The 20,719-nt window shown below is 72.4% G+C and carries 22 protein-coding genes and 1 pseudogene; 8 read left to right on the forward strand and 15 right to left on the reverse strand.

The features are described from left to right. Nucleotides 1-8: 8 nt before the first annotated feature. Entirely contained in the window at nt 9-905 is an 897-nt protein-coding gene (locus ABZ937_RS13875; RefSeq protein ID WP_361690541.1) for an alpha/beta hydrolase, read from the forward strand. 38 nt (nt 906-943) lie between these two features. On the opposite strand, the gene ABZ937_RS13880 is transcribed toward ABZ937_RS13875, so the two are convergent. From ABZ937_RS13880 to ABZ937_RS13930, 11 genes are all read right to left on the reverse strand, one after another. After that, nucleotides 944-1,309 carry a hypothetical protein gene (locus ABZ937_RS13880; RefSeq protein WP_361690544.1) on the reverse strand — a complete coding sequence of 122 codons (366 nt, stop codon included), beginning with the start codon at nt 1,307-1,309 and terminating at the stop codon, nt 944-946. A gap of 115 nt (nt 1,310-1,424) precedes the next feature. Then, nucleotides 1,425-2,837, reverse strand: coding sequence for a nucleotide pyrophosphatase/phosphodiesterase family protein (locus ABZ937_RS13885; RefSeq protein WP_361690548.1), 1,413 nt, complete (start codon nt 2,835-2,837; stop codon nt 1,425-1,427). Next, nucleotides 2,834-4,015, reverse strand: a complete 1,182-nt coding sequence (gene eboE, locus ABZ937_RS13890) for a metabolite traffic protein EboE (protein WP_361690551.1) — start codon at nt 4,013-4,015, stop codon at nt 2,834-2,836. The genes ABZ937_RS13885 and eboE overlap by 4 nt, the downstream gene beginning before the upstream one ends. A gap of 48 nt (nt 4,016-4,063) precedes the next feature. After that, nucleotides 4,064-4,942: a TatD family hydrolase gene (locus tag ABZ937_RS13895; RefSeq protein WP_361690554.1), complete on the reverse strand. Its 879-nt coding sequence runs from the start codon at nt 4,940-4,942 to the stop codon at nt 4,064-4,066. After that, nucleotides 4,912-5,718: an EboA domain-containing protein gene (locus tag ABZ937_RS13900; protein WP_361690557.1), complete on the reverse strand. Its 807-nt coding sequence runs from the start codon at nt 5,716-5,718 to the stop codon at nt 4,912-4,914. The genes ABZ937_RS13895 and ABZ937_RS13900 overlap by 31 nt, the downstream gene beginning before the upstream one ends. Continuing rightward, on the reverse strand, nt 5,715-6,587 hold the full coding sequence (locus ABZ937_RS13905) for a sugar phosphate isomerase/epimerase family protein (protein ID WP_361690560.1): 873 nt from the start codon (nt 6,585-6,587) through the stop codon (nt 5,715-5,717). The genes ABZ937_RS13900 and ABZ937_RS13905 overlap by 4 nt, the downstream gene beginning before the upstream one ends. Further along, the gene (locus ABZ937_RS13910) at nt 6,584-7,528 is read right to left on the reverse strand and encodes an SCO3242 family prenyltransferase (RefSeq protein WP_361690563.1); all 945 of its coding nucleotides are present in this window, start codon (nt 7,526-7,528) and stop codon (nt 6,584-6,586) included. The genes ABZ937_RS13905 and ABZ937_RS13910 overlap by 4 nt, the downstream gene beginning before the upstream one ends. Before the next feature lie 3 nt (nt 7,529-7,531). Beyond that, the gene (locus ABZ937_RS13915) at nt 7,532-8,647 is read right to left on the reverse strand and encodes a ferritin-like protein (RefSeq protein WP_361690566.1); all 1,116 of its coding nucleotides are present in this window, start codon (nt 8,645-8,647) and stop codon (nt 7,532-7,534) included. A 1-nt stretch (nt 8,648) separates the two neighbouring features. After that, nucleotides 8,649-9,710: a hypothetical protein gene (locus ABZ937_RS13920; protein WP_361690569.1), complete on the reverse strand. Its 1,062-nt coding sequence runs from the start codon at nt 9,708-9,710 to the stop codon at nt 8,649-8,651. Beyond that, nucleotides 9,707-11,848 (reverse strand): hypothetical protein, encoded by a 2,142-nt coding sequence (locus ABZ937_RS13925; protein WP_361690572.1) that lies wholly within the window; start codon nt 11,846-11,848, stop codon nt 9,707-9,709. Before ABZ937_RS13925 ends, ABZ937_RS13920 begins: the two co-directional genes overlap by 4 nt. Then, nucleotides 11,845-12,108: a hypothetical protein gene (locus ABZ937_RS13930; RefSeq protein ID WP_361690575.1), complete on the reverse strand. Its 264-nt coding sequence runs from the start codon at nt 12,106-12,108 to the stop codon at nt 11,845-11,847. Before ABZ937_RS13930 ends, ABZ937_RS13925 begins: the two co-directional genes overlap by 4 nt. Before the next feature lie 223 nt (nt 12,109-12,331). Between ABZ937_RS13930 and ABZ937_RS13935 the strand changes: the two genes are divergently transcribed. Beyond that, a complete protein-coding gene (locus tag ABZ937_RS13935) occupies nt 12,332-13,519 on the forward strand; it encodes an inositol-3-phosphate synthase (RefSeq protein ID WP_361690578.1) in 1,188 nt (395 codons plus the stop codon). 11 nt (nt 13,520-13,530) lie between these two features. Here ABZ937_RS13935 and ABZ937_RS13940 read toward each other — a convergent pair whose 3' ends face one another. Continuing rightward, nucleotides 13,531-14,265 carry a helix-turn-helix domain-containing protein gene (locus ABZ937_RS13940; protein ID WP_361690581.1) on the reverse strand — a complete coding sequence of 245 codons (735 nt, stop codon included), beginning with the start codon at nt 14,263-14,265 and terminating at the stop codon, nt 13,531-13,533. 225 nt (nt 14,266-14,490) lie between these two features. Between ABZ937_RS13940 and ABZ937_RS13945 the strand changes: the two genes are divergently transcribed. Both ABZ937_RS13945 and ABZ937_RS13950 read left to right on the forward strand, forming a co-directional pair. Beyond that, a complete protein-coding gene (locus tag ABZ937_RS13945; protein ID WP_361690584.1) occupies nt 14,491-15,156 on the forward strand; it encodes a DUF4097 family beta strand repeat-containing protein in 666 nt (221 codons plus the stop codon). A 35-nt stretch (nt 15,157-15,191) separates the two neighbouring features. Next, nucleotides 15,192-15,452, forward strand: a pseudogene (locus ABZ937_RS13950) (ATP-binding cassette domain-containing protein); the annotation flags it as partial. Between the two features lie 44 nt (nt 15,453-15,496). On the opposite strand, the gene ABZ937_RS13955 reads toward ABZ937_RS13950, so the two are convergent. Beyond that, nucleotides 15,497-16,273: a maleylpyruvate isomerase family mycothiol-dependent enzyme gene (locus ABZ937_RS13955; RefSeq protein WP_361690587.1), complete on the reverse strand. Its 777-nt coding sequence runs from the start codon at nt 16,271-16,273 to the stop codon at nt 15,497-15,499. Between the two features lie 256 nt (nt 16,274-16,529). Between ABZ937_RS13955 and ABZ937_RS13960 the strand changes: the two genes are divergently transcribed. From ABZ937_RS13960 to ABZ937_RS13975, 4 genes are read left to right on the forward strand one after another with little or no spacing between them, the layout of a single operon-like run. Next, a complete protein-coding gene (locus ABZ937_RS13960; protein ID WP_361690590.1) occupies nt 16,530-17,153 on the forward strand; it encodes a DUF6230 family protein in 624 nt (207 codons plus the stop codon). Then, nucleotides 17,144-17,614: a DUF6114 domain-containing protein gene (locus ABZ937_RS13965; protein WP_361690593.1), complete on the forward strand. Its 471-nt coding sequence runs from the start codon at nt 17,144-17,146 to the stop codon at nt 17,612-17,614. The genes ABZ937_RS13960 and ABZ937_RS13965 overlap by 10 nt, the downstream gene beginning before the upstream one ends. Next, nucleotides 17,604-18,458: a hypothetical protein gene (locus ABZ937_RS13970; RefSeq protein WP_361690596.1), complete on the forward strand. Its 855-nt coding sequence runs from the start codon at nt 17,604-17,606 to the stop codon at nt 18,456-18,458. Before ABZ937_RS13965 ends, ABZ937_RS13970 begins: the two co-directional genes overlap by 11 nt. A gap of 46 nt (nt 18,459-18,504) precedes the next feature. Beyond that, entirely contained in the window at nt 18,505-18,852 is a 348-nt protein-coding gene (locus tag ABZ937_RS13975) for a VOC family protein (protein ID WP_361690897.1), read from the forward strand. A gap of 15 nt (nt 18,853-18,867) precedes the next feature. Here ABZ937_RS13975 and ABZ937_RS13980 read toward each other — a convergent pair whose 3' ends face one another. Then, nucleotides 18,868-19,506, reverse strand: coding sequence for a response regulator transcription factor (locus ABZ937_RS13980; protein ID WP_361690599.1), 639 nt, complete (start codon nt 19,504-19,506; stop codon nt 18,868-18,870). Then, nucleotides 19,503-20,714 (reverse strand): sensor histidine kinase, encoded by a 1,212-nt coding sequence (locus ABZ937_RS13985; protein ID WP_361690602.1) that lies wholly within the window; start codon nt 20,712-20,714, stop codon nt 19,503-19,505. Before ABZ937_RS13985 ends, ABZ937_RS13980 begins: the two co-directional genes overlap by 4 nt. Between the last annotated feature and the right edge of the window lie 5 nt (nt 20,715-20,719).

Below are 20,719 nucleotides of genomic sequence, written 5' to 3' on the forward strand. Positions count from 1 at the left end.
TGAGCCGCATGGATCCCGAACTCGAAGCGTTTCTCCCGCTGTTCCCGAAGGACGACCTGACCGACGTGGCCGGCACACGCAAGGACTATGCCGAGCGTGCCGCGGCGAGACCCGCCCCGGACACCTCCCGCCTGGAGATCGAGGACCGCACGGTCCCCGCCGACCCGGACGTACCGGTGCGGATCTACCGCCCGGACCGGGCCCGGGGCACCCTCGTCTGGCTGCACGGCGGCGGATTCGTCTTCGGCGACCTGGACACCGAGCACCCGTGGGCCACCCGGCTCGCCGACGCCTCCGGCGCGGTGGTGATCTCGGTGCAGTACCGGCTGGCCCCCGAGCACCCCTTCCCGGCCGCCCTGGACGACGCCTACGCCGTACTCGCCTGGGCGTACGAGCACGCGGCCGGGCTCGGCATCGACCCGGCGCGGATCGCGGTCGGCGGGCACAGCGCCGGAGCCGGGCTCGCCGCGGCACTGGCGCTGCTGGCGCGCGACCGGCAGGGGCCGCCGATCCGCTTCCAGCTGCTCAACGAGCCGGGGCTCGACGACCGGCAGGACACCTGGTCGGCTCGGAACTTCACCGACACCCCGTGGCTGTACCGCGACAAGGTCTCCGCGATCTGGCGGCACTACCTGGGCTCCGGGCCGGCCACGCCGTACGCCGCCCCGGCCCGCGCCACCGACCTGTCCGGCCTGCCGCCCGCCTACCTCGCCACCGCCGAGTTCGACCCGCTCCGCGACGAGGGCATCGGCTACGCGCTGCGCCTGCTCCGGTCGGGCGTACCGGTCGAACTGCACCAGTGGCCCGGCACGTTCCACGGATCACAGGCGGTCCTGTCCGCAGAGGTCTCGCAACGGCAGGTCGCCGCCCTCGGCACGGTCCTGCGCCGCGCCCTGACCGCGTAGGCCCTGAGGACCTCGGTCGCGGCGGCCGGGGACGGGCGTCAGCCGGGGACGCAGCCGAACCAGTGCACCGTGTCCTTCTCGGCGATATGGCCCAGGCACCGGACGGTCTCGTCGTGCACGGTCTTCTTCCGTGCCACTCCTCCGTCCAGGTACTCCGTCCTGTAGTAGGTCTGCACGAGGGAGTCGACGTCGATCCGGTACCAGCGGTGGTCCTGGTCCGGGACGCTGCAGTGATGGCCGATCACGTCGGTGCCGGGCCCCTCGCTCCACATGTCCCGTTCGGCGCGGTCGCAGTGCGCGCGCTCGGCGGCACCGGCGCTGCCCGCGCCGGGACCGAGCAGGGCCGCCGCGCAGGCGGCCACCGCCGCGCCGGTGCCTATCAGGCGCTTCAGAGTGGGATGCATCCTCGATCCTCCTGCCAGCCGTGGTGACACCAGGGAGTCACCTGGTCGTCTACGAGTGATCTGACACCCGTCCCGGACGTACGGCCCGCTGAGTCCCCCGCTCCGGTGACACCGGTCATACCGATGCAGCAGGCGGCACGTCCCCGGGTGGTCCCGCGAGGCGGAGCAGCAGGCGGGGGAGGTCGACGGCCAAGTGGCCCGCGCGGGCGTCCACGGCCGTGGCGTCGGAGCAGAGCAGGACGGGGCCGTCCTCGGGGTCGTCGGGAAGCCGGCCATGGCTGCCGCGTACGCACGTGGCGTCCAGCGGGACCACGGCGAGGGTGGCGCGCAGGCCGAGGCGCGTGCGGAGCAGGGCACCGGCGGCCTTCAGCCTGATGAGCGGGTCGGCGGGGTCCATGAAGAGTTCCGCCGGGTCGTAGCCGGGCTTGCGGTGGATGTCCACGCAGCGGGCGAAGTCCGGTGCGCGGGCGTCGTCGAGCCAGTAGTAGTACGTGAACCAGGAACGGCTGTCCGCGACGGCGACCAGCTCACCGGACCGGGCGTGGTCGACGGCGAGTTCGGCCTTGCCGGCCTCGTCCAGGACGCGGGCGACGCCGGGCAGCGCCGCCACCAGGTTCCGCACGTGCGGCACGTCCGCGGGGTCCCGGACGTGCAGGTGGGCCACCTGGTGGTCGGCGACGGCGAAGGCACGGGAGGTGACCGGGTCGAGGTACTCCATGCCGGCCTGGGTGTGGACCGAGAGCAGTCCGGCCTCGCGCAGGGCGCGGTTGAGGTGCACGGGGCGGTCGACGGCGGTGATGCCGTACTCGGAGAGCGCGACGACGGTGATGCCGCGCTCCTGGGCGAAGTCCAGCAAAGGGGTGACGGCGGCGTCCAGTTCCGCGGCGGCGGCCCGGGCCTCGTCGCCGTGGGGGCCGTGGCGCTGCAGGTCGTAGTCGAGGTGCGGCAGATAGGCCAGGGTGAGGTCGGGGGCGGCCGTGCGCAGGACGTGCCGGGTGGCGCGGACGATCCACCGGGTGGAGGCGAGGGAGGCGGCCGGCCCCCAGTAGTGGAAGAGCGGGAACGGCCCGAGGCGCCGGGTGAGTTCGTCGCGCAGACCGGCGGGCACGGTGTAGCAGTCGGGGGACTTGCGGCCGTCGGCGTGGTAGACGGGCCGCGGGGTGACGGTGATGTCGGTGCCCGCGCCCATCGCGTACCACCAGCAGATGTTGGCGGTGCGGTGACCGGGGAAGCGGCGGCGGGCCGTCTCCCAGACCTTCTCGCCGCGCACCAGCCGGTTGTGCTGGCGCCACAGCAGGACCTCGCCCAGCTCGCGGAAGTACCAGCCATTGCCGACGATCCCGTGGTCGCGGGGGTACAGCCCGGTGAGCAGACTGGACTGGACGGTGCAGGTCACGGCCGGGAAGACGGGGGTGAGGGAGGCCGGGCGTCCGCCGTCGGCGAGGCTCCGCAGCCGGGGCATGTGGCGCAGCAGGCGCGGGGTGAGGGCGGCGACGTTCAGGACCAGCAGGGGCCTGGCACGGCTCACGCGAGGGCCTCCAGTCCGGCGGCGACGAGCCGGTCGCGGGTCCAGGCCAGTTCGGCTGCGATGCCGTCGGCCAGGCCGTCGGCGTCGGCCGGGCGGCCGGCGGGAGGCAGCACCGACCAGGTGTAGGTCTCGACCTCCAGGTGATCGGTGACGGCGCGCGGGCCGGCCACCAGCTCCCGGATGGTCCGGTCGAGCACCGGCCGGGTCGAGGACAGGGGCGGTACGGGGTCGGCGTGCACCGGGATGTGGAAGTGCACGCGCCAGGGCCCCGCCGGGTCGTACGCCGTGCCGGTGTCCCGGAGGGCGAGGGGGAGGTCGTCCCAGCCGTGCGGCGCGGGTCCGGCCCCGGCCGCCCGGGTCTGGTGGAGGAAGCGGGGCTCGGCGAACGCCGCCAGCGCCCGCCGCACCTCGGCCCGCGCCGGCTCCCCGGCTTCGAGGGCGGCGGAGAGCTGGGCCTTGACGACGGGGAGCCCCGCCTCGGCCAGGCGGCGCAGCGCCGGGCCGGGCTCCTCGAAGTCGACGGCCAAGTGACAGGCGTCCAGACACACCCCCAGATGGCGGGGGTCGATACGGCCGCCCAGGCGGGCGCAGGCGTCGGCGGTGGTGGCCACGGCGCACCCCGGTTCGGGCTCCAGGCCCACGCGGATCTCCCGCCCGGTCTCCACGGCGAGCTTGCCCAGCCCCTCGGCCAGCCGGTCGAGATGGCGCAGCGCCGCGTCGTGGTGCCGTGCCGACCACGGCGTACGCCAGCCCAGGGGCAGGGTGGAGATGCTGCCGCGTGCCGCGTCGTCGGGCAGCAGCGCGGCGAGGACACGGGCCAGGTCGAGGGTGTGGGCGAGCCGCTCGGGGTCGGTCCAGTCGGGCCGGTAGACGGCCTTCTTGACGACGGGCTCGTGGAAACCGCGGTAGGGGAAGCCGTTGAGGGTGACGGTCTCCAGGCCGCGCGCGGTCAGTTCGCGGCGCAGCCGGTCGGTGGCGCCCCGGTCGGCGGCCAGCTCCCGGGACACCTCCCGGGCCAGCCACAGGCCGAGACCGAGCCGGTCGGTGCCGAGCCGCGCACGGACGGGCTCGGCACAGGTGTCGAGCTGGCGCAGCACCCCGGCGAGGTCCTCGGCGGGGTGGACGTTGGTGCAGTGGGCGAGATGGAGGATGGTTCCGTCGGGGTGGCGCAGGCGCATGGTGCTGGCGTCCTTCTTCCGGTCGTCCGCGGGGTCGGCAGGCGGGCGTCAGCCGCCGCGGGCCAGGGAGTTGCCGAGGTAGGTGGCGGCGGGGACCGGCTGACCGGCCGCCCGCGGACCCCCCGGAACCGAAATGTCCGTCTCCAACTTTCCGCTCTGGCTGTAGAAGGCCACCGGGTTGTCCCAGAAGACCCGCTCGATCCGGTCCTCGTCGAAGCCGGCGGCGCGCATGGCCTCGGCGGTGCGCACGGTGCTCAGCGGGTCGCTGCGCCCCCAGTCGGCCGCCGAGTTGACCAGCATGCGCTCGACGCCGTGGTGCGCGAGGATCCGTGCGGTGCGCGCGGGATCGAGCTTCGTGTACGGGTAGACGGAGAACCCCATCCAGCAGCCCGTGCCGGCGACCTCGCCGACGGTCTCCTCGTTGAGGTGGTCGATGAGGACCCGCTCCGGGGGGAGACCGGACTCGCGCAGGACGTCGAGCGTGCGCCGGGTGCCGGTCAGCTTGTCCCGGTGCGGGGTGTGGACGAGGACGGGCAGGCCGAATTCGGCGGCGAGTGCCAGCTGGGCCGCGAGGGCCTCGTCCTCCTGGGGTGTGAGCGAGTCGTAGCCCACTTCCCCCACGGCGACCACGGAATCCTTGGCGAGGTAGCGCGGCAGCAGGTCGAGGACTCCGGTGCAGCGCGGATCGTTGGCCTCCTTGGGGTTGAGCGCCAGCGCGCAGTGGTGCCGGATGCCGTGCTGGGCGGCGCGGAACGGCTCCCAGCCGATCAGGGAGTCGAAGTAGTCGGCGAAGGACCCGACGCCGGTGCGTGGCTGGCCGAGCCAGAACGCGGGTTCCACGGCGGCGCGGACGCCCGCGGCGTGCATGGCCTCGTAGTCGTCGGTGGTGCGGGAGGTCAGATGGATGTGGGGGTCGAAGATGCGCACGGGGTCCCTGTGGGGGGTGAGGGGAGGGCGAGGAGCAGGGGCAGGTCGGCGGGGAGCGGGCGGCCCGCCGAGGCCAGCTCCCGGGCGTGGTACCGGGCCATGCGGGCGAGTTCGGCGTCGTAGCGGGCGGACAGGCCGGCCACGGCCCGCAGCGGGATCGCGCAGTGCAGGCACTTCATGACCGCCTGCCGCCAGGCCGCGCCGTCCAGCCACCGGGCGCCGTACGGGCCGAGGGCGGCGGCGATCAGCCGGGGGTCGTTGGTCCGCAGCGCGTCGGCCGTGAGCGGCAGCGCGTGGTGCGCCGTGTCGATCACCGACAGGGAGCGCAGCACACCGCGCCGCTCGGCGGCGTCCCCCCGGTGGTACAGCTCGGCAACCCGCTCGGTCGGCACGACGGCCGGCACGGAGAGCGCCGCCAGCAACAAGGCCCGGACCGCGTCATCCACGGTCCAGAACAAACAGACGTCCGGCACGGCGCGCGGGGGCTGGGCGCGGAGTGGCGTGGCGCCCGCGGGGCGGTCAGGGAACGGGACCGGGCCCGCGGGCGGGTCGGGGGGTGGGGCGGCGTTGCGGAGCAGTACCGCTCGGCCGCAGTGCCGGCCGGCCTCGGCGAAGCGCCGGGGGAGGGCGGACGGAGTGTCGGTCACTTCCGCGACGGCCGCCGCCAGCCAGGCCATCGCGCCGGCGCCGGCCTGCCGGGCCACCGCCGTGTACAGCTCCGTCAGGGTGGGGGTCGCGGCGTTGCCGAAGCCGTCGGGCGCATCGGGCGCGCTCACCGGGCCGGCCCCGCGGGCACGGCGGCGCAAGCGGCTCGCAGGAACGCCAGTGACCGGGCGGCCAGACCGGGCGCGTCGTGGCTGTGCCGGGGCAGCTCCACGCTGACCAGGCCCCGGTAGCCGGCCTCGGTCAGCGCGTCCAGCACCGGCGGGAAGTCGATCTCGCCCGCACCGAACTCCAGGTGCTCGTGCACACCGCGCCGCATGTCCTCGATCTGCACGTTGACCAGGCGCGGCCCGGCCCGCCGGACGCAGTCGGGCACGGGCGCGTCCTCCAGGCAGCGGCAGTGGCCGATGTCGAGGGTGAGCCCGAGGTGCGGCGGGTCGCCGAGCCGGCGGCTGAGCCGGTCGTAGGCGTCCAGGGTGTCCACCAGCATGCCCGGCTCGGGCTCGAAGCCGAGGACGACGCCGTGCCGTTCCGCCTCCTCGACGGCCCACGAGCAGCCGCGGCACAGCCGGTCCCAGGCGGCCTCGGGAGTCAGCCCGGCGGGGCGCGTACCGCTCCACAGCGACACCGCCTCCGCACCGAGGTCGGCGGCGACGCGCATGGCCAGACCCAGGTACTCCAGCCGGGCGCCGGGCGCGTCGTCCAGCAGGGTCGGGGCGTGTTTGCGGCGCGGGTCCAGCAGGTAGCGGGCGCCGGTCTCCACGACGACGGCCAGCCCCGCCCCGTGCAGCCGGCGGGCCAGCGCGGCGGTGCGCCGGGCCAGGTGCGGGGCGAACGGGTCGAGGTGGCAGTGGTCCAGCGTCAGGGCCACGCCCTGGTAGCCGAGGTCGGCGAGGACGGCCACGGCGTCCTCCAGGCGGTGGCCGGCGAATCCGTTGGTCCCGTAGCCGAACCGCGGGGACGAGGAGGGGGTGGGAGTCATGCGGGGGTGACCTTCCGGAACAGATGGCGGGCCGTCCCGTGGCCCAGGAGCAGGGCGGCCCCGGCCGCCGGCGCCCCCGACCGCGCCAGGCACGCCGCCTGGAGCGGCAGCATGCCCGCGACGCCCGCGGAGACGGCCCGGCGCAGGCACTGCGGCCGGCCGGAGAACGCGGCGAGCTGGCGACCGGCGAAGGGCACGGCGTACGACCCGAGCGCGGTCAGTACGACGGCCCGGCGCCGCAGCTCCCCGGCACGGGGCACGGCGTCCCGGCGCCACGCGGCGCGGGCGGCCAGCCCGGCCGTCACGGCGGTGGCGCAGAGCGTGGGCCCGAGCAGCCGGGGGCCCGCCCCGGTGGTCTCGTGGCGGCCGAGCGCGCTGACGACGAGGGTGTGGCCGGCGACGATCCCGGCGGCCGGGGCCGCGGCGCGCAGCCGGCCGGGTCCGGCGCCCAGCAGCACGTCCAGGCCGCGCGCGGCGGCCATGGTGACCGGCCCGGCCACGGGGTGCCGCTTGACCCGGAGGTCGTACGCCCACACGGTGGCCGCCAGCGGCACCGCCACCCGCAGCGCCCGGCCCCCGCCGGCCGCCGCGGCCAGTGCCAGGCCCGCGCCGGTGAGACCGGCGGCCAGTCCGAGGGCGAAGCCGGGGCGGACGCGGCCGGACGGGATGGGCCGCTCGGGGCGCTCCCGGGCGTCGGCATCCCGGTCGGCGAAGTCGTTGAGCGCCATCCCGGCCCAGTACAGGCAGACCGAGGCGGCGCCGAGCAGCGGCGTCCGGGCCCCGAACGGCCGCCCGGCCGCGACGGCGCCGGCCAGGCTGTCGCCCGGGACGGTCAGCGCGGCCGGCGCGCGGACGAGTTCCGCGACCGCGCGCCACCGCGACGAGGGGAGGGGCGGCCCGCCCCGCGAGCCGCGGAGGGGCCGCCGGTGCTGGTCGAGCACCCGTCACTCACCGGGCAACGGCGGGTAGCCGGAGGGCAGTTCGAAGGTCGGGGTGGCCTGCCTGCCCTCGCCGGGGCCCGCGGTCAGGGTGTGGTCCAGGACCCGGCGGGCACTCTCCTCGAGCTGGTTCATCAGCCCGATCGCGGCATCGACCTGCGCGGGGTGTCCGCTGAAGCCGATGTGGAGGTTGTCGACCATCCGACCGTAGAGCCGGTTGAAGGTGTGGGCGAGGCTCCATGCCGTACGGTCGCCGCGATACTGCTCCATCTTCGGGTCCGCGGGGATGTCGGCCACGTCGGACGGCCAGTCGACCGGGTCCCCGCTGGGCAGGCACGGCAGGTCGCCGTACTCGTAGCGGGCCTTGAGCCACATCTCCGCGAAGGAGAAGTAGTGGGAGAGGTCGCCGTTCTCGTCCCAGATCGTCCACGACGATCCCTCGCCCTCCGTGATGATGTCCTCAAGGAGGTTCGCCGCCTTCTTCGGGTCGGTGATGCTGATGTCCTCCTGGCCGCCGAAGTGGATGTACTGCCGCTCCCGGGAACCGCCGTTGGGGAAGACGTAGTCCGCCCCGTAGTTCACCACCAGCCACTGCAGCCCCTGCGCGAGAGCCTCGTAGAACCTGCCGAGGGACGGGTACCCGGCGGCGAGCATCGGGTGGCCCTCACCGACCTCGTCGACCAGGCCCACGGCCACGGAGATCTCCCCCTCGATCAGCGGGATGTCCTCGCAGGGCAGCGGGTCGGGCTGTTCGATGAACAGCCCGAGCCGGATGAAGTCCTCCCCGAACGGCAGCAGCCGGACCAGCTTGTCGCTCGCCTTCTTCGGATCGTCGCGGTTCGGGATGCGGCAGGGGTACACGGGGGCGGCGGCACGGACGTCGGGCTGACCGCCGACGGCGATGAGCAGGTTGGCGACGATGGCCAGGTGCCGCATCTCGGCGATCGCGATCTTCTGGATGCTCGTGCAGACGTACGCGCTCTGCTCGTTCTTCGGGATCGTCCACCAGCCCGTCAGGTACGGCGGGATGGTGGCGAACTCGATCGCGATCGCGTCCTGGAGCTTGGCACGCAGCTGCTGGAGGGTGTGGATGTCAGGGAGTTCCGGGACGTCTTGGGGCATGTCACGTTCCTTCGGCGAGGATGCCGCTGATGTCGGTCAGCAGGTCCGAGGAGGGCAGCAGGGCCGAGAAGACGAAGTTCTGGGCGATGACCTCTTCCGGATGGAAGAGCTCCGACATCGTGTTGCGCCCCACCTTCTCCAGGTACTGGTTCCACAACTCGCTGTCCCGCTCGACCTTGTACATCAGGGGCCGCCCGTCCGGTCCCAGCACGGCGACCCAGCCGGAGCTCTCCTGCCGTACGGCCATGAAGTACCAGGTCAGGTAGTCGAAGAAGCTTCCGCCCCGGTACGGCCCGTCCGCCATGAGCACCGGCAGCAGCTGGCGCGTGACCGGCGGGGAGGCCGGGTCCCGGGGGTCGGAGGGCACCGTCAGCTCGACGTACACGTCCAGCAGCGGGGTGTCCGGGTTGGTGATCTTCAGGTCCGGCATCCGGGTGTCGGATTCCGCGGTCGGCCACGGGACGTCGGGCAGCTCGACGGGGACGCCGGTCTCCGCGTGGTGGATCCTCCGGTACAGCGCCTCCCGCTTGCGGTCGTTGTTCTTGCTCACCAGGTGGAACAGCTCATGGATGAGCACATCGCGGAGGGGGGTCGTGTTCTTCCGGGGGAAGAGCGGGTCGCCGCCCGAGTCGGCGGCCAGGATGGTGTCCACCTTCCCGGCGGGCAGCACGATGGTGTCGTCGGACCGCGTGTACGCCGCCCGGCCTTCCTCCTGGCCGGTGGTCTTCACCAGGTGGACCGGCGACGGCAGGCGGAAGTTCCAGCGCTTCGCGAGGAGAGCGTCGATCTCGGCGACGATGCCGCGCAGCGCCTTGATCTCCTCCGGCGTCCAGGCCATCACCTGGGAGGCGACGTAGTCGAGGTAGATCTTCTGGGTGACGGTGACCACCTCGGCCCGCAGGCCCACCCTGGCCTGGCGGTCGAACGCGGTGAGGTTGAGCACGAAGTCGTCGACGCCCTGGAGCAGCCGGCGACCGGAGGCCACGCCCGCGGCGACGAGGTGGCTGCCGTGCACCTTGCCGACGTTCTCGTCGCCGTCAGCGGTCCGGTTCTGGTCGTTCATTCCTCGTCCAATGCGTCCGGGGCCCAGTTGCTTCGGACCAGGTGCCGGTACATCTCCAGCACCTGGCGCTTTCCTTCGGACAGCTCACGCGAGACCGGCATGTACAGCGTGGAGTTCGACTCCAGGAGTGTCCGGTCGGCGAGTTCGACGATCAGCTCGATGTTCTCGTCGACGCTCGCGCGGTCCCCCAGGTCCAGATGGGCGACGTACTTCATCGACGGGTAGATCACGTCGTAGGGGCACAGCACCTTCTCGTAGAGGTACTTCCACGCCTCGTCCCTGGCGGCCTCGCGGCTGCCCGACGCCGTGCTCCTCCACCTGCTCCGGAACTCGGCGGGGAGGAGGTTGTCGAAGGGCAGCGCCCGCACGTTGGTGTAGGAGGCCCAGCACACGGTCATCGCGTCGAACGCGACCGGGCCGAGTTCCTTCGGGGCCTGCTCTCCCGGGGCGAAGAAGGCGATGACGGCGAAGCCGGGCCGGGCCGGCGGGGGGAGTTCCAGGTGCCCGAGGCCCTTTTCGACCGTGACGGTGACCGGGGCGGGCAGGAAGACGGCGTCGTCGGCCTGGTCCACCCGGACCAGGCCCTCGGCGTTCGGCGCCGGAGGCTTCGGCTCGGGACGGTACTCCACGGCGGTCAGGCCGAGGGAGTTGTCGGGCACCTCGCCCTTCCGCCGGACCTGCACCTGGATCACCGTCTTGACGGGGTTCCCGTCCGACGGCTGGTCCACGTACAGGCTGCGGTCGTCCGTCTCGACGGTGTACTCCCGCTCCCGGAGCAGGGTCTTGCCGTCGACCGCGCGGTGGACTTCGAGCGCGCCCTTGGCGAGGTCCTCGTTCGCGATGGTGTCGGGGATCTCGACGTCGACGATGCCGGCGCTGCGCTCGTAGGCCTGCTGGTCGTACCCGGAGCGTTCGATCTCGGCGACCGGGACGAGCCCGTTCCGGTCGGTGCGCAGCATCAGGCGCAGTGTGCCCAGGTCCTCCTTCTTCCCCGAGCTGTCGATCTCGGGGACGGTGCTGCCGAGGTCGATCGTGGCGTACCGCCTGTGGTCGGCGAGATGCGTCTCGACCGCCGCCGGCCCCAGCACCACGGGCCGGGTCCCGCCGCCGGGCGTGAACGTGTCCTTGGGCACCAGATGACGGCCGCCCGGGGCGGTGACCCACGGGTCGTCACCGGTCCACAGCCCCACCGTGCCGACCAGCCGGGAGACCGCCGGGTTCTGCGTCGGTGCCCGCCCGGACGCCAGGTCGTCGTTCCACAGCTGGACCAGCCGGGCGAACTGCCGGGTGGTCCACAGATAGGGGTTGGGGTCGTAGCAGTCCGCGAACTCGGGCAGGGTGAAGTACCGGGTGAGGTAGGCCGTGCAGCGGACCATGAGGCCGCGGACACTCGGCCGCTCCAGCTCTTCCTGGAACCGGGACAGGATGCCGGACCCGTCCGCGTTGATGCGCAGCGGATCGCCCTCGGCCTGCTTGGGCAGGCACACCTGGAGGAGCGTGCTCGCGATTCCCGCGACCTGCAGCTTGCCGTCCCGGTTGAGGTTGCGCTGGAAGTTCACCCAGCGGGAGCTCATGTACGTCCCGGGTTCCACCGGCCCCGAGAGATACCGCTCGGGGGCGGTCTGCGTGCCGATCTGGAACCGCTGCGCGTAGAAGTTGCTGCTCCAGAAGCTGTTGGGGTTGGTGTCCGTCATCCGCGCCGGTGTCGGGAAGGACCTGCCGGGAAAGGGGTCGCCGACCATGTCGACGACGGCACCGACCAGTCCGTCGCCCTGCACCGGCCCGCCGAGTCCGGTCTGCGTCCCGGTGATGTGGGTCGCGGCGTCCCGGGAATGGAACGCCCACTCCATGCCGCCGTAGTAGTCCCATCGGGCGGGCGGTTCCTGCACCCTTCCCAGAAGTTTTCCCTTGCCGTCCTTCACTTCGAACTCGCGGAGCGTACGGGCCCACTTGGGGAACTCGGTACGGATGTTCTCGCGGGTGAAGTGCTGCGTGTCGGGATTCTTCCGGAAGAATTCCCAGTCCAGATCGGCGTTCACATAGTCGTAGATGGACCAGTGGTCATTGTTGTTCATGGTGGCCGGATGCCAGGCCGCCACGCCCTGGAAATACATCCGGGGGACCGAGAGGACGCTCATTCCTGGAACCGCCCTTCGCGCGCTGTGGACGAACCGGCCGTCGTGCCGGGCAGGAGAACACCGGCGGCGGCGACCTCCTGGGTTACCGTGTTCACCACGGTGACGTCGATCGCCTTGTTCTGAGCCAGCAGTTCAGCCACCGCATCGGCCTTCTCGGCACCGACTTCGAAGGTGATGTTCGGATGTGCCGTGTCCCGCTCCATCGCCGCTGCGGCCTTCTCCTCCGCATCACGTTGGACAGCGGACAGATCTCCTACCATCTACGCCCCTTCGCGCGGGATGACGAATATGTGCCGGAGCTTATGGGCGGGGCGGTCACGCCGACCCGCTGCGACGTCACCCGTCGAATGAAGAAACGGTTTCTCCTCACTCGGGCGGCGCAGAAATCGGCGCGCACGGCAGCCGCCCGACGGAATTCGTCCGGTCCGCACCTCTAGCCTTCCCACGGCTGGGCAATTCCGTGAGCTGCGAGGAAGAACGCTGATGTCACAAACGAGTGCGACGGCCGGTGGCCGTGTCGGGGTCTGGCTGGTCGGGGCGCGCGGATCCGTGGCGACGACGGCCGTCGTCGGCGCGCAGGCGCTGAGAGCCGGACTCGCGGCGGGCACGGGCATGGTGACGGAGCTGCCGCCGTTCGCCGGCGCCGGCCTGCCCGCCGTGGCGGATCTCGTCTTCGGGGGCCACGACCTCACCGAGGTCCCCTGGACCAAGAAGGCGGAGGAACTCGCGGACCAGGACGTCCTGCCGCGACGGCTGGTGACGGCGGTGGCGCGGGACCTGGACCGGGCGGAAGCCGCGCTGCGGCCGGCCCCGACGGACCCGCACCCCGGGCGGAACATCGAGCGCATCGCCGAGGACCTCGCCGCGTTCGCGGCGCACCACGGCCTGGCCCGCACGGTCGTGGTCCACGTCGCGTCCAGCGAACCCGCCGCGCCGGCCCACCCGGCGCACGCGAGCCTCCACGAGACCGAGGCCGCGCTGGCCGCGGGGGCGGCGGACGTACTGCCGCCCAGTTCGCAGTACGCCTGGGCCGCGATGCTCGCCGGCTGCGGCTACGTCGACTTCACGCCCTCGACCGGGGCACGGCTGCCGGCACTGGCCCAGCTCGCCGAGCGCCGGCGCGTGCCCTACGCCGGCCAGGACGGCAAGACGGGCGAGACACTGGTGAAGAGCGTCCTCGCCCCGATGTTCGCCTGCCGGAACCTGGCCGTCAGTTCCTGGTCGTCCGTCAACCTGCTGGGCGGCGGAGACGGCGCCACCCTGGCGGATCCCGGAGCGGGTGCCGCCAAGGCCGCGAGCAAGACGCACGTCCTGCGGGAGACCCTGGGCTATCTGCCCGAGGGCCATGTGCGCATCGACGAGGTGCCCGTCCTCGGCGACGCCAAGACCGCGTGGGACCTGGTGACCTTCACCGGCTTCCTGGGCGCGCGGATGCGGCTGGAGTTCACCTGGACCGGCCTCGACTCCGCACTCGCCGCGCCCCTGGTCCTCGATCTGGCCCGCCTGGTGTCCCGTGCCCAGGAAGCCGGCCGGTTCGGCCTCCTGCCGGACCTGGCGTACTTCTTCAAGGCACCGCACGGCACGGTTCCGCACGACCTTGCCGGGCAGTGGCGGCGGCTGTGCGGATTCGCGGCGGAACTGTCGGCCGGGGCCGGACATCCGGCCGGATGAGGGAGCGTGGCTCAGTCAGTGCCCTCTGAGGTCGTTGCGGGTTTCGTGGAGAGGATCTCGCGGGCCTGCTCCGCCGCGCGGACCATGCTCTCGCCGACGAAGTCGACGAAGCGGGCGATGTTCTCCAGGCGGACGGCGGCCGGGGTGTCGGGGCCGAGGATCCTGACGCCCTGCCGTGCGGTCTCGGCGAGCTGGGCGTGGGACCGGGCGGCGGTGATCATTCCCTGGTACCAGAGTTCGTTGTCGACGACGTAGCGCTCGCGGCGGCGTTCGTCGCGTTCCCGGCGGATGAGGTTCAGGCCCTCGAGGAGCGTGACCGCTTTGGAGACGGACGCCGGGCTGACCTGGAGGCGCTGGGCGAGTGCGGACGCGGTGAGGCTGCCCTCGTCGGTGGTGTAGAGGCAGGCCAGCACCCGGGACGCCATCTTGGGCAGGCCCTGCTGCATGAAGAGGGTGGTGAACGTCTCCGTGTACGCGTGCACGGCCTCGGCGTCGCGTCCATGGGCCTGCGGGGGCGTGCTCGCGTCCCGGGGCGCGGCCTGCCTGCGCCGGTGGGCGCGGTGTTCGGTGGCGCGGTGGGCCAGGTCGGCGCGGTAGGTGACGGGGCCGCCGTTGCGCATGACCTCACGCGTGATGGTCGAGGTCGGGCGGTCCAGGCGTCTGGCGATCTCCGCGTAGGCGAGCCCGTCGGCCAGTCCCAGCGCGATCTGCTGACGTTCCTGCTGGGTGAGTCTGCCTCCCGGCATCGCGGTCTCCTTCGGGGCGTGTCGTGTCGCCAGCATAGCGTTCACGCTCAACTCATTGCAACGGATGAGGGGAGGGCTGTTGCGTTAGATTCAGAACCGTTGCAACGATTTCTTGGTGCTGAACTGCACATATGTCGATCGCGCGCAACGAGTCTGTTGCCTTATCTGTGAATGCAACGTAGCTTTTCTGTCATCGGAAACAATGAGCGAGCACAGGAGAGCACGATGCAGAAGTTCGACACTCCCGCCCCGATCTCCGCCGTCCTGGACATCCCCGCCGGTCGCGTCCAGCTGATCGCCGCCGACCGGGCCGACACCACGGTCGAGATCCGGCCCGCGAACGCCGCCAAGAGCCGCGACGTGAAGGCGGCCGAGCAGATCGAGGTCGCCTACGGCGACGGCGTCCTGCGGATCGCGGCCCCGGAGGCGAAGAACCAGCTCTTCGGCCCCTCCGGAGCCGTGGAGGTCACCGTCCAGCTGCCCGCCGGCTCCCGCGTCGAGGGCCAGACGGCCGGCACCGAGCTCCGCGGTGTCGGACGGCTCGGTGACGTCGTCTTCGACGGCGCGTACCACCAGATCAAGATCGACGAGGCCGCGAGCCTGCGCCTCACCGCCATCGACGGCGACGTCGAGATCGGCCGGCTGGCCGGTTCCGCCCAGATCCGCACCGCACGCGGTGACATCCGGATCGCCGAGGCCGGGCGCGGCACGGTCGTGCTCCGCACCGAGTCCGGGGACATCTCGGTCACCGCCGCCGCAGGCGTCTCGGCCGCCCTGGACGCCGGCACCGGCCACGGCCGCATCAACAACGCCCTCAAGAACGACGGCACCGCCGAACTCGACATCCGCGCCACCACCGCCCACGGCGACATCACCGCCCACAGCCTGTAGATCCGCAGCCACTGGTCAAGAGGGGGGCAGCACTCATGACCGACCTGGCCATCGCGGCGAACGGGCTGCGCAAGCCCTACAGCGGCAAGACCGTCCTGGACGGCGTCGACCTGGCCGTCCCGGAGGGCACGATCTTCTCCCTGCTCGGGCCGAACGGCGCCGGCAAGACCACGGCGGTCGACATCCTGTCCACCCTGATCTCCGCCGATGGCGGCCAGGCGCGGATCGCCGGGCACGACCTCACCGCCGAGGCCCGGTCGGTGCGGGCCGCCATCGGGGCCTGGTCAGCCCGAACGCCGAGGCCGCCAGCAACAACGCCCAGAAGTGACCGCCGTGATTCCTACTCGTCCGGCTCCCAGGCCGCAAGCAGGTCGAAGATGCGTCCGTCGCCGTCGACCTTCAGGGAGTCCACCGGAATACGGCCGTACAGGGCGAGGACCAGCTCACCGGCCGTGCCCTGGAAGGAGGCGTCGGCCGGGGTGGCGGGCGAGGTGCCGGACGCGGGAAGACGAGTGGCCCGTGCGCCGTCGGCGGAGAGCGAAAGGCGCCAGGAGTGGCCCTCCGTGGCGTGGAACTCGACGGCGGCGGGCTCGTGCGGCCAGGCGGCCGGCGTCGCGACGCAGGTGGACAGGAACTCGTCGACACCGTCGAGTGCCACCTCGTCCGGCAGCGGCTGCGGGGCGCCCACGGTGACCTGGGCGTCGTAGGTGTGCACCGCGAGCTGCTGGAGCTGGTGCCGGGCGACGGCGCCACAGGTCGGCGGCGACTGGGACGCACCCCACCACGTCCAGCAACCGCGGTCCGGGCCGGCCTCCCGCAGCGCGGCCAGCAACTCCTGCGTCGACGTGGCCAACCAGGCCGACAGGGCCTCGCGCTCCCGAGGCGCGGCCGGGGTGCCCTCCGGCGCGGACTTGGCCGGAGCAGGACCTGCGGCGACGGTGGCGGCCCAGGCGCGGCGCCCCTCGCCGATGTGCTCCGCCAGATCGAACAGCGTCCACTCGGGGCAGGTCGGCACCTGCACGTCGAGGCTGGGCGCGGAGGCGACCGCGGCACGGAAGGCGGTCGACCGCTCATCGATCAGCCGCAGCAGATCGGGGAACTCCAGAGTCTTTTCCACCGGGGCTGTCTATCACCGTGATCAGATAACAGGACAGCGATTTTCGACGAGGCAACGCCCGTCGTGGTCCGGCCCGCAGGCCGGTGGTGCGCGACTGTCGCCCGGAGGGCCCAGTAAACGTCGCCTCACCCGTCCGGCGGACCCGACGTGCAGCCGGTTGCCGGCTCCACCACCCTAAGATCCGTCACCGGGCAAACGGGACATCATCTGCCGTATCGGGCACGGGTGGGGCCGCTTGACGACCGAAGGAGACCGGATGGCGCACCGCGTGGGCAGGACCCGTTGGAGGCGCTTCGCGGCCGTCCTGGTCCCTGGCGTCGCCGCCTGTACGGCGCTCGGCATCGCCACGGCGCAGGGCGTACTCGCCGCGTCGTTCTTCATCTCCGGCGAGAAGTTCCAGATCACCGCGGACAAGCTGACCGCCAGCGGCTTCAGCCTCTACAGCATGGTCGACGTGACCAGGGAGCACGAACCCGTGCCCGTGCTGGTCACCGGAGCCCGCCATGCGGCGCTGAGCGGGCTGTGCCAGTCCGTGGTGATCGACATCCCGGTGCTGGGGCCGCAGACACTGCGGCTCACCGGCGGCGACGAACGGCCCATCGAGGCGTCGAACCTGTTCCTCGACGTGACTTCCCAGTCCGCCGGGCAGGCGAACTTCAGGGGCCTCGACATCGGCGTCGCGCAGGGAGCCATCACCAAGGGGCCGATCCGCCCCGGGGACCGGGACGCGCGGCTCTTCGACCCCGACCTCCCCGGCCAGCAGGCCCAGTCGGTGTCCCTGACCGACGTGCGCGTGACCGCGGTCGCCGTCTCCGCAGGCACGTTCGACGTCCCCGGTCTGCGCGCCGTACTCAAGCGAGGCCGTGACGAATGCTTCTGACCAAGCGACGTGCAGCGCCCCTCACCGTGGCGGAGGTCCGGCGCAGGTTCAGGACCTGGCGCGGCGAACGACCCTTCTGGGCCGGCCTGTTCACCTTCCAGGCCGGGCTGCCCATCATCTACTGGCCGTACGCGCACCTCGACCTGGGCGCCGTTCCCCTGGCCCTGTCGACCACGTCCGGTGCCGGATCCCTGACCATCGGCATCCTGCTCATGACCCTGGGGCTCGCCCTCTGGTACCGCCCCCACCTGCGGGTGTTCGCCGGGATCGCGGCCCTCCTCCTCTCCCTCGTCTCCTTTCCGCTCGTGAACTTCGGCGGCCTGTTCCTCGGCGTGGCCTCCGGCCTGATCGGCGGGTCCCTGGCCTGTGCCTGGATTCCGCCCGCCGCCGAGCCGCCGACCGCGGCGGCGCACCACCTGCCCACGGCCGACCCGACGGAAGACAGCACAGGTGGCACCTGACAACGACACCGACCGGACCGCCGGCTCCCCGGAGCCGGAGCGGCACACCCCGAGCCGCGTGCCACCACCCCTCGCCTGCGCCCTGGCCGCGGTCACCGTCCCCCTGGCCCTGCACCTCCCCACGCCCCGGCCGGCGAACCCGCTCCCCACCCTCGCCGGAACGATCGGCCCCACGGCACCGGCGAGCACCCTGCCGACCCCGACGGGCATCGCGCCGACCCCGACGAGCACCGTCCCGGACCCGACCGGCACCCCGCCGCCCCTCCCCAGCCCGAGGGGAACATCGACGAGCACCACACGCCCCACCACGAAGGCCTCGCCGCCGGCCTCCCCCGCACCCCCACCGCCACCCGCCGTCCCGCCACCGGCTCGCCCCGCGAACACCCCCTGGACACTGCGCGCCGACCGGCTCGTCCTGCGCGCCCTCGCCTTCCGCGGCACCGTCACCGTACGCACCGCGGCCGGGCCCGTCCGGGTACTGAAGTTCACCGCACGGTCGGTGGACGCCGTCGACCTCGATGTGACCGCGGGCCGAGGCCGCGCGGCGATGCGCCTGCGGACCGGGCCCGGGACCAGGTCGACGTTCACAGGCCGAGGCGGGACGGGCGTGGTGACCTTCTACATCAGCAAGCTGTCCGGCACGGTCACGGCCCTCGACGGCGCCGCCCTCCCACCGGACCCCACCGTCACCCTCACCCCCGATGCCATGCCCCGCTGGCTGGCCCACCCGGCCACCGCCCCGCACACGGTCACTGTCGCCGACGCGACGGTCTCGACGGTCGCGCAATCCGTCGGCAGCCTGTCCGTCACAGGACTACTGCTCCACCCCGTCGGCTCTGTCTAGTACTCCTTTGAGGACCAGAGACCCGTACATGCGTCTGGAGTCATCGATGGCCGTTCGTCGTGTCGTGCCCAACATCCAGTCCGAGGCCGTGCAGGAGAGCCGGACGTTCTACGGTCTGCTGGGTTTCGAGGAGGTCATGAACCATGGCTGGATCATCACGCTCGCGGCCCGGTCCGATCCGGCGGCGCAGGTCAGCTTCATGTCGAGCGACAGGACGGCGCCGGTCACCCCGGACATGAGCGTCGAGGTGGATGACGTGGATGCGGCTTACGCGGTCATGCGGGAGAGCGGCGCGGAGATCGTTCACCCGTTGCAGGACGAGGAGTGGGGGGTGCGGCGGTTCTTCGTCCGCGACCCCAACGGCCGGGTGGTCAACGTACTGGGTCACCGCTGACGCCTTCGTACGCCCCTAGGGTCGCCGTAGCAGCCCCCTCTCCATGGCCACCACCACCGCCCTCGTCCGGTCGTTCACATCGAGCTTGGCGAACAGGCGCAGCAGGTGTGTCTTCACCGTGGCTTCGCCGATGACGAGGCGTCTGCCGATCTCGGCGTTGGTGAGACCGTCGGCCACTGCGGCCAGGACCTCGGTCTCGCGGTCGGTCAGCGGGTCCTGGGCGGGGCGCCGCATCCGTGCGACCAGCTTCTCGGCGACCCGGGGAGCGAGCACCGTCTCACCGCGTGCCGCGGCGTGGATGGCATCCACGAGCTGTTCGCGCGTGGTGTCCTTGAGCAGGTAGCCGATGGCACCGGCCTCCACCCCGCGTTCGATGTCCGCGTCGGTGTCGTACGTCGTCAGGATCAGCACCCGGGTCCGCGGGTACCGGCCGACGATCTCGGCCGTCGTCGCCACCCCGTCCAGGACGGGCATCCGCAGATCCATCAGGGCGACGTCCGGGTCGTACCGTTCGACCAGTTCCAGCGCCGCGCGTCCGTCGCCCGCCTCCCCGACGATCTCGATGCTGTCCTCGCCCGCGAGCAGCGCGACCACTCCGGCCCGCATCACGGTGTGATCGTCCACCACGACGACACGCAGACTCCCCTCGCTCATGCCCCCACCTCGTCCGAGGAGGTGACAGCGGAGGGGATCATCGCGAGGATCCGCGTCCCGTCGCCCACCGAACTCGTCACCGTGAGCCTCCCGCCCAGTTCCGCCAGTCGTTTGCGCATGCCGTCCAGCCCGAAGCCCGTCGACTCCTCCACCACGAATCCGGTCCCGTCGTCGGTGATCTCCAGCTCCACCCCGTACGGCCGCCGGACCAGCACCACGCCGACCGTGGACGCGCGCGCGTGCTTGCGTACGTTGGCCAGGGACTCCTGGGTGCAGCGCAGCAGCGCGATCCGGGTCCGCTGGTCGCAGTCGAGGTCGGCGAGCTCGGTGTCCACGGCGAGCCCGGTGTCCTCCGCGAAGCGGTCCAGCGTACGGCGCAGCGTCTGGGCCACCGAGCCTGAGGCCACGCGGCCCGGTCCGGGCTGTCGCGCCGAGGCGACCAGCTCCCGGGCCTCGGCGAGGTTCTCCCTGGCGGTGGACTCGATCGACCGCAGCTGATGGGCGCTGCGCTCCGGATCGTCGGACAGGACCGCCCGGGCCGCCTCCGCCAGCACGATGATCGACGCGAAGCCCTGCGCCAGGGTGTCGTGGATGTCGCGTGCGATGCGTTCCCGCTCGTCCGCCGCGCCCTGCCGCTGGTGCGCCTCGGACAGTTCGGCCTGCGTCCGCTCCAACTCGTCGATGAGCCGCGCGCGTTCGCTGCTCTGGGCGACGACCGAGTGCGCCCACAGCCCGATCAGCACACCCACCGCGACCACGATCAGAATGGACACCACCGTCTTGCCGAAGAACTCCCCCGACCAGCCCTCCCGGACCAGGGCCCCGGTGAGCGTGGCGCCGGCGGCCAGCCCGAGGAAGACCATGGACATCCTCGGGGTCCGTCCGAACATCCAGTAGTGCGGCAGTGTCACCATGAACAGCGCCGCATAGCTGCCGCCCAGGTACGCCAGCCCGCCGAGCGCGAGCACGAGCACCGACAGGTAGACCCGCGGGCGTACGACGGGGTTTCCCGGGAAGCGGTCGAGAACGGCGTAGGCCAGCACCACGCAGCCGAGCAGAGCCAGCGCCTGGTACGTGCTCCCGCCCCGCGGGGCGGTCGTCACCAGCCCGACGGCCATCGCACCGAACAGGACCCAGCACACCGCGTTCCACCGGCGCAGCGACGTGGCCCAGAAGGCGTCGGCCAAGGGGTCGGTGAGGGCAGTCATACCGA

This window comes from Streptomyces sp. NPDC046727, from assembly GCF_040645635.1.
GTDB lineage: Bacteria > Actinomycetota > Actinomycetes > Streptomycetales > Streptomycetaceae > Streptomyces.

Bases quoted from the DNA above. Each gene is read 5' to 3' on its own strand.
- ABZ937_RS13875 (WP_361690541.1), top strand. From the start codon at position 9: ATGGATCCCGAACTCGAAGCGTTTCTCCCGCTGTTCCCGAAGGACGAC.
- ABZ937_RS13880 (WP_361690544.1), bottom strand. From the start codon at position 1,309: ATGCATCCCACTCTGAAGCGCCTGATAGGCACCGGCGCGGCGGTGGCC.
- eboE (WP_361690551.1), bottom strand. From the start codon at position 4,015: ATGCGCCTGCGCCACCCCGACGGAACCATCCTCCATCTCGCCCACTGC.
- ABZ937_RS13905 (WP_361690560.1), bottom strand. From the start codon at position 6,587: ATGACTCCCACCCCCTCCTCGTCCCCGCGGTTCGGCTACGGGACCAAC.
- ABZ937_RS13915 (WP_361690566.1), bottom strand. From the start codon at position 8,647: ATGCCCCAAGACGTCCCGGAACTCCCTGACATCCACACCCTCCAGCAG.
- ABZ937_RS13920 (WP_361690569.1), bottom strand. From the start codon at position 9,710: ATGAACGACCAGAACCGGACCGCTGACGGCGACGAGAACGTCGGCAAG.
- ABZ937_RS13925 (WP_361690572.1), bottom strand. From the start codon at position 11,848: ATGAGCGTCCTCTCGGTCCCCCGGATGTATTTCCAGGGCGTGGCGGCC.
- ABZ937_RS13930 (WP_361690575.1), bottom strand. From the start codon at position 12,108: ATGGTAGGAGATCTGTCCGCTGTCCAACGTGATGCGGAGGAGAAGGCC.
- ABZ937_RS13935 (WP_361690578.1), top strand. From the start codon at position 12,332: ATGTCACAAACGAGTGCGACGGCCGGTGGCCGTGTCGGGGTCTGGCTG.
- ABZ937_RS13940 (WP_361690581.1), bottom strand. From the start codon at position 14,265: ATGCCGGGAGGCAGACTCACCCAGCAGGAACGTCAGCAGATCGCGCTG.
- ABZ937_RS13945 (WP_361690584.1), top strand. From the start codon at position 14,491: ATGCAGAAGTTCGACACTCCCGCCCCGATCTCCGCCGTCCTGGACATC.
- ABZ937_RS13960 (WP_361690590.1), top strand. From the start codon at position 16,530: ATGGCGCACCGCGTGGGCAGGACCCGTTGGAGGCGCTTCGCGGCCGTC.
- ABZ937_RS13965 (WP_361690593.1), top strand. From the start codon at position 17,144: ATGCTTCTGACCAAGCGACGTGCAGCGCCCCTCACCGTGGCGGAGGTC.
- ABZ937_RS13975 (WP_361690897.1), top strand. From the start codon at position 18,505: ATGGCCGTTCGTCGTGTCGTGCCCAACATCCAGTCCGAGGCCGTGCAG.
- ABZ937_RS13980 (WP_361690599.1), bottom strand. From the start codon at position 19,506: ATGAGCGAGGGGAGTCTGCGTGTCGTCGTGGTGGACGATCACACCGTG.
- ABZ937_RS13985 (WP_361690602.1), bottom strand. From the start codon at position 20,714: ATGACTGCCCTCACCGACCCCTTGGCCGACGCCTTCTGGGCCACGTCG.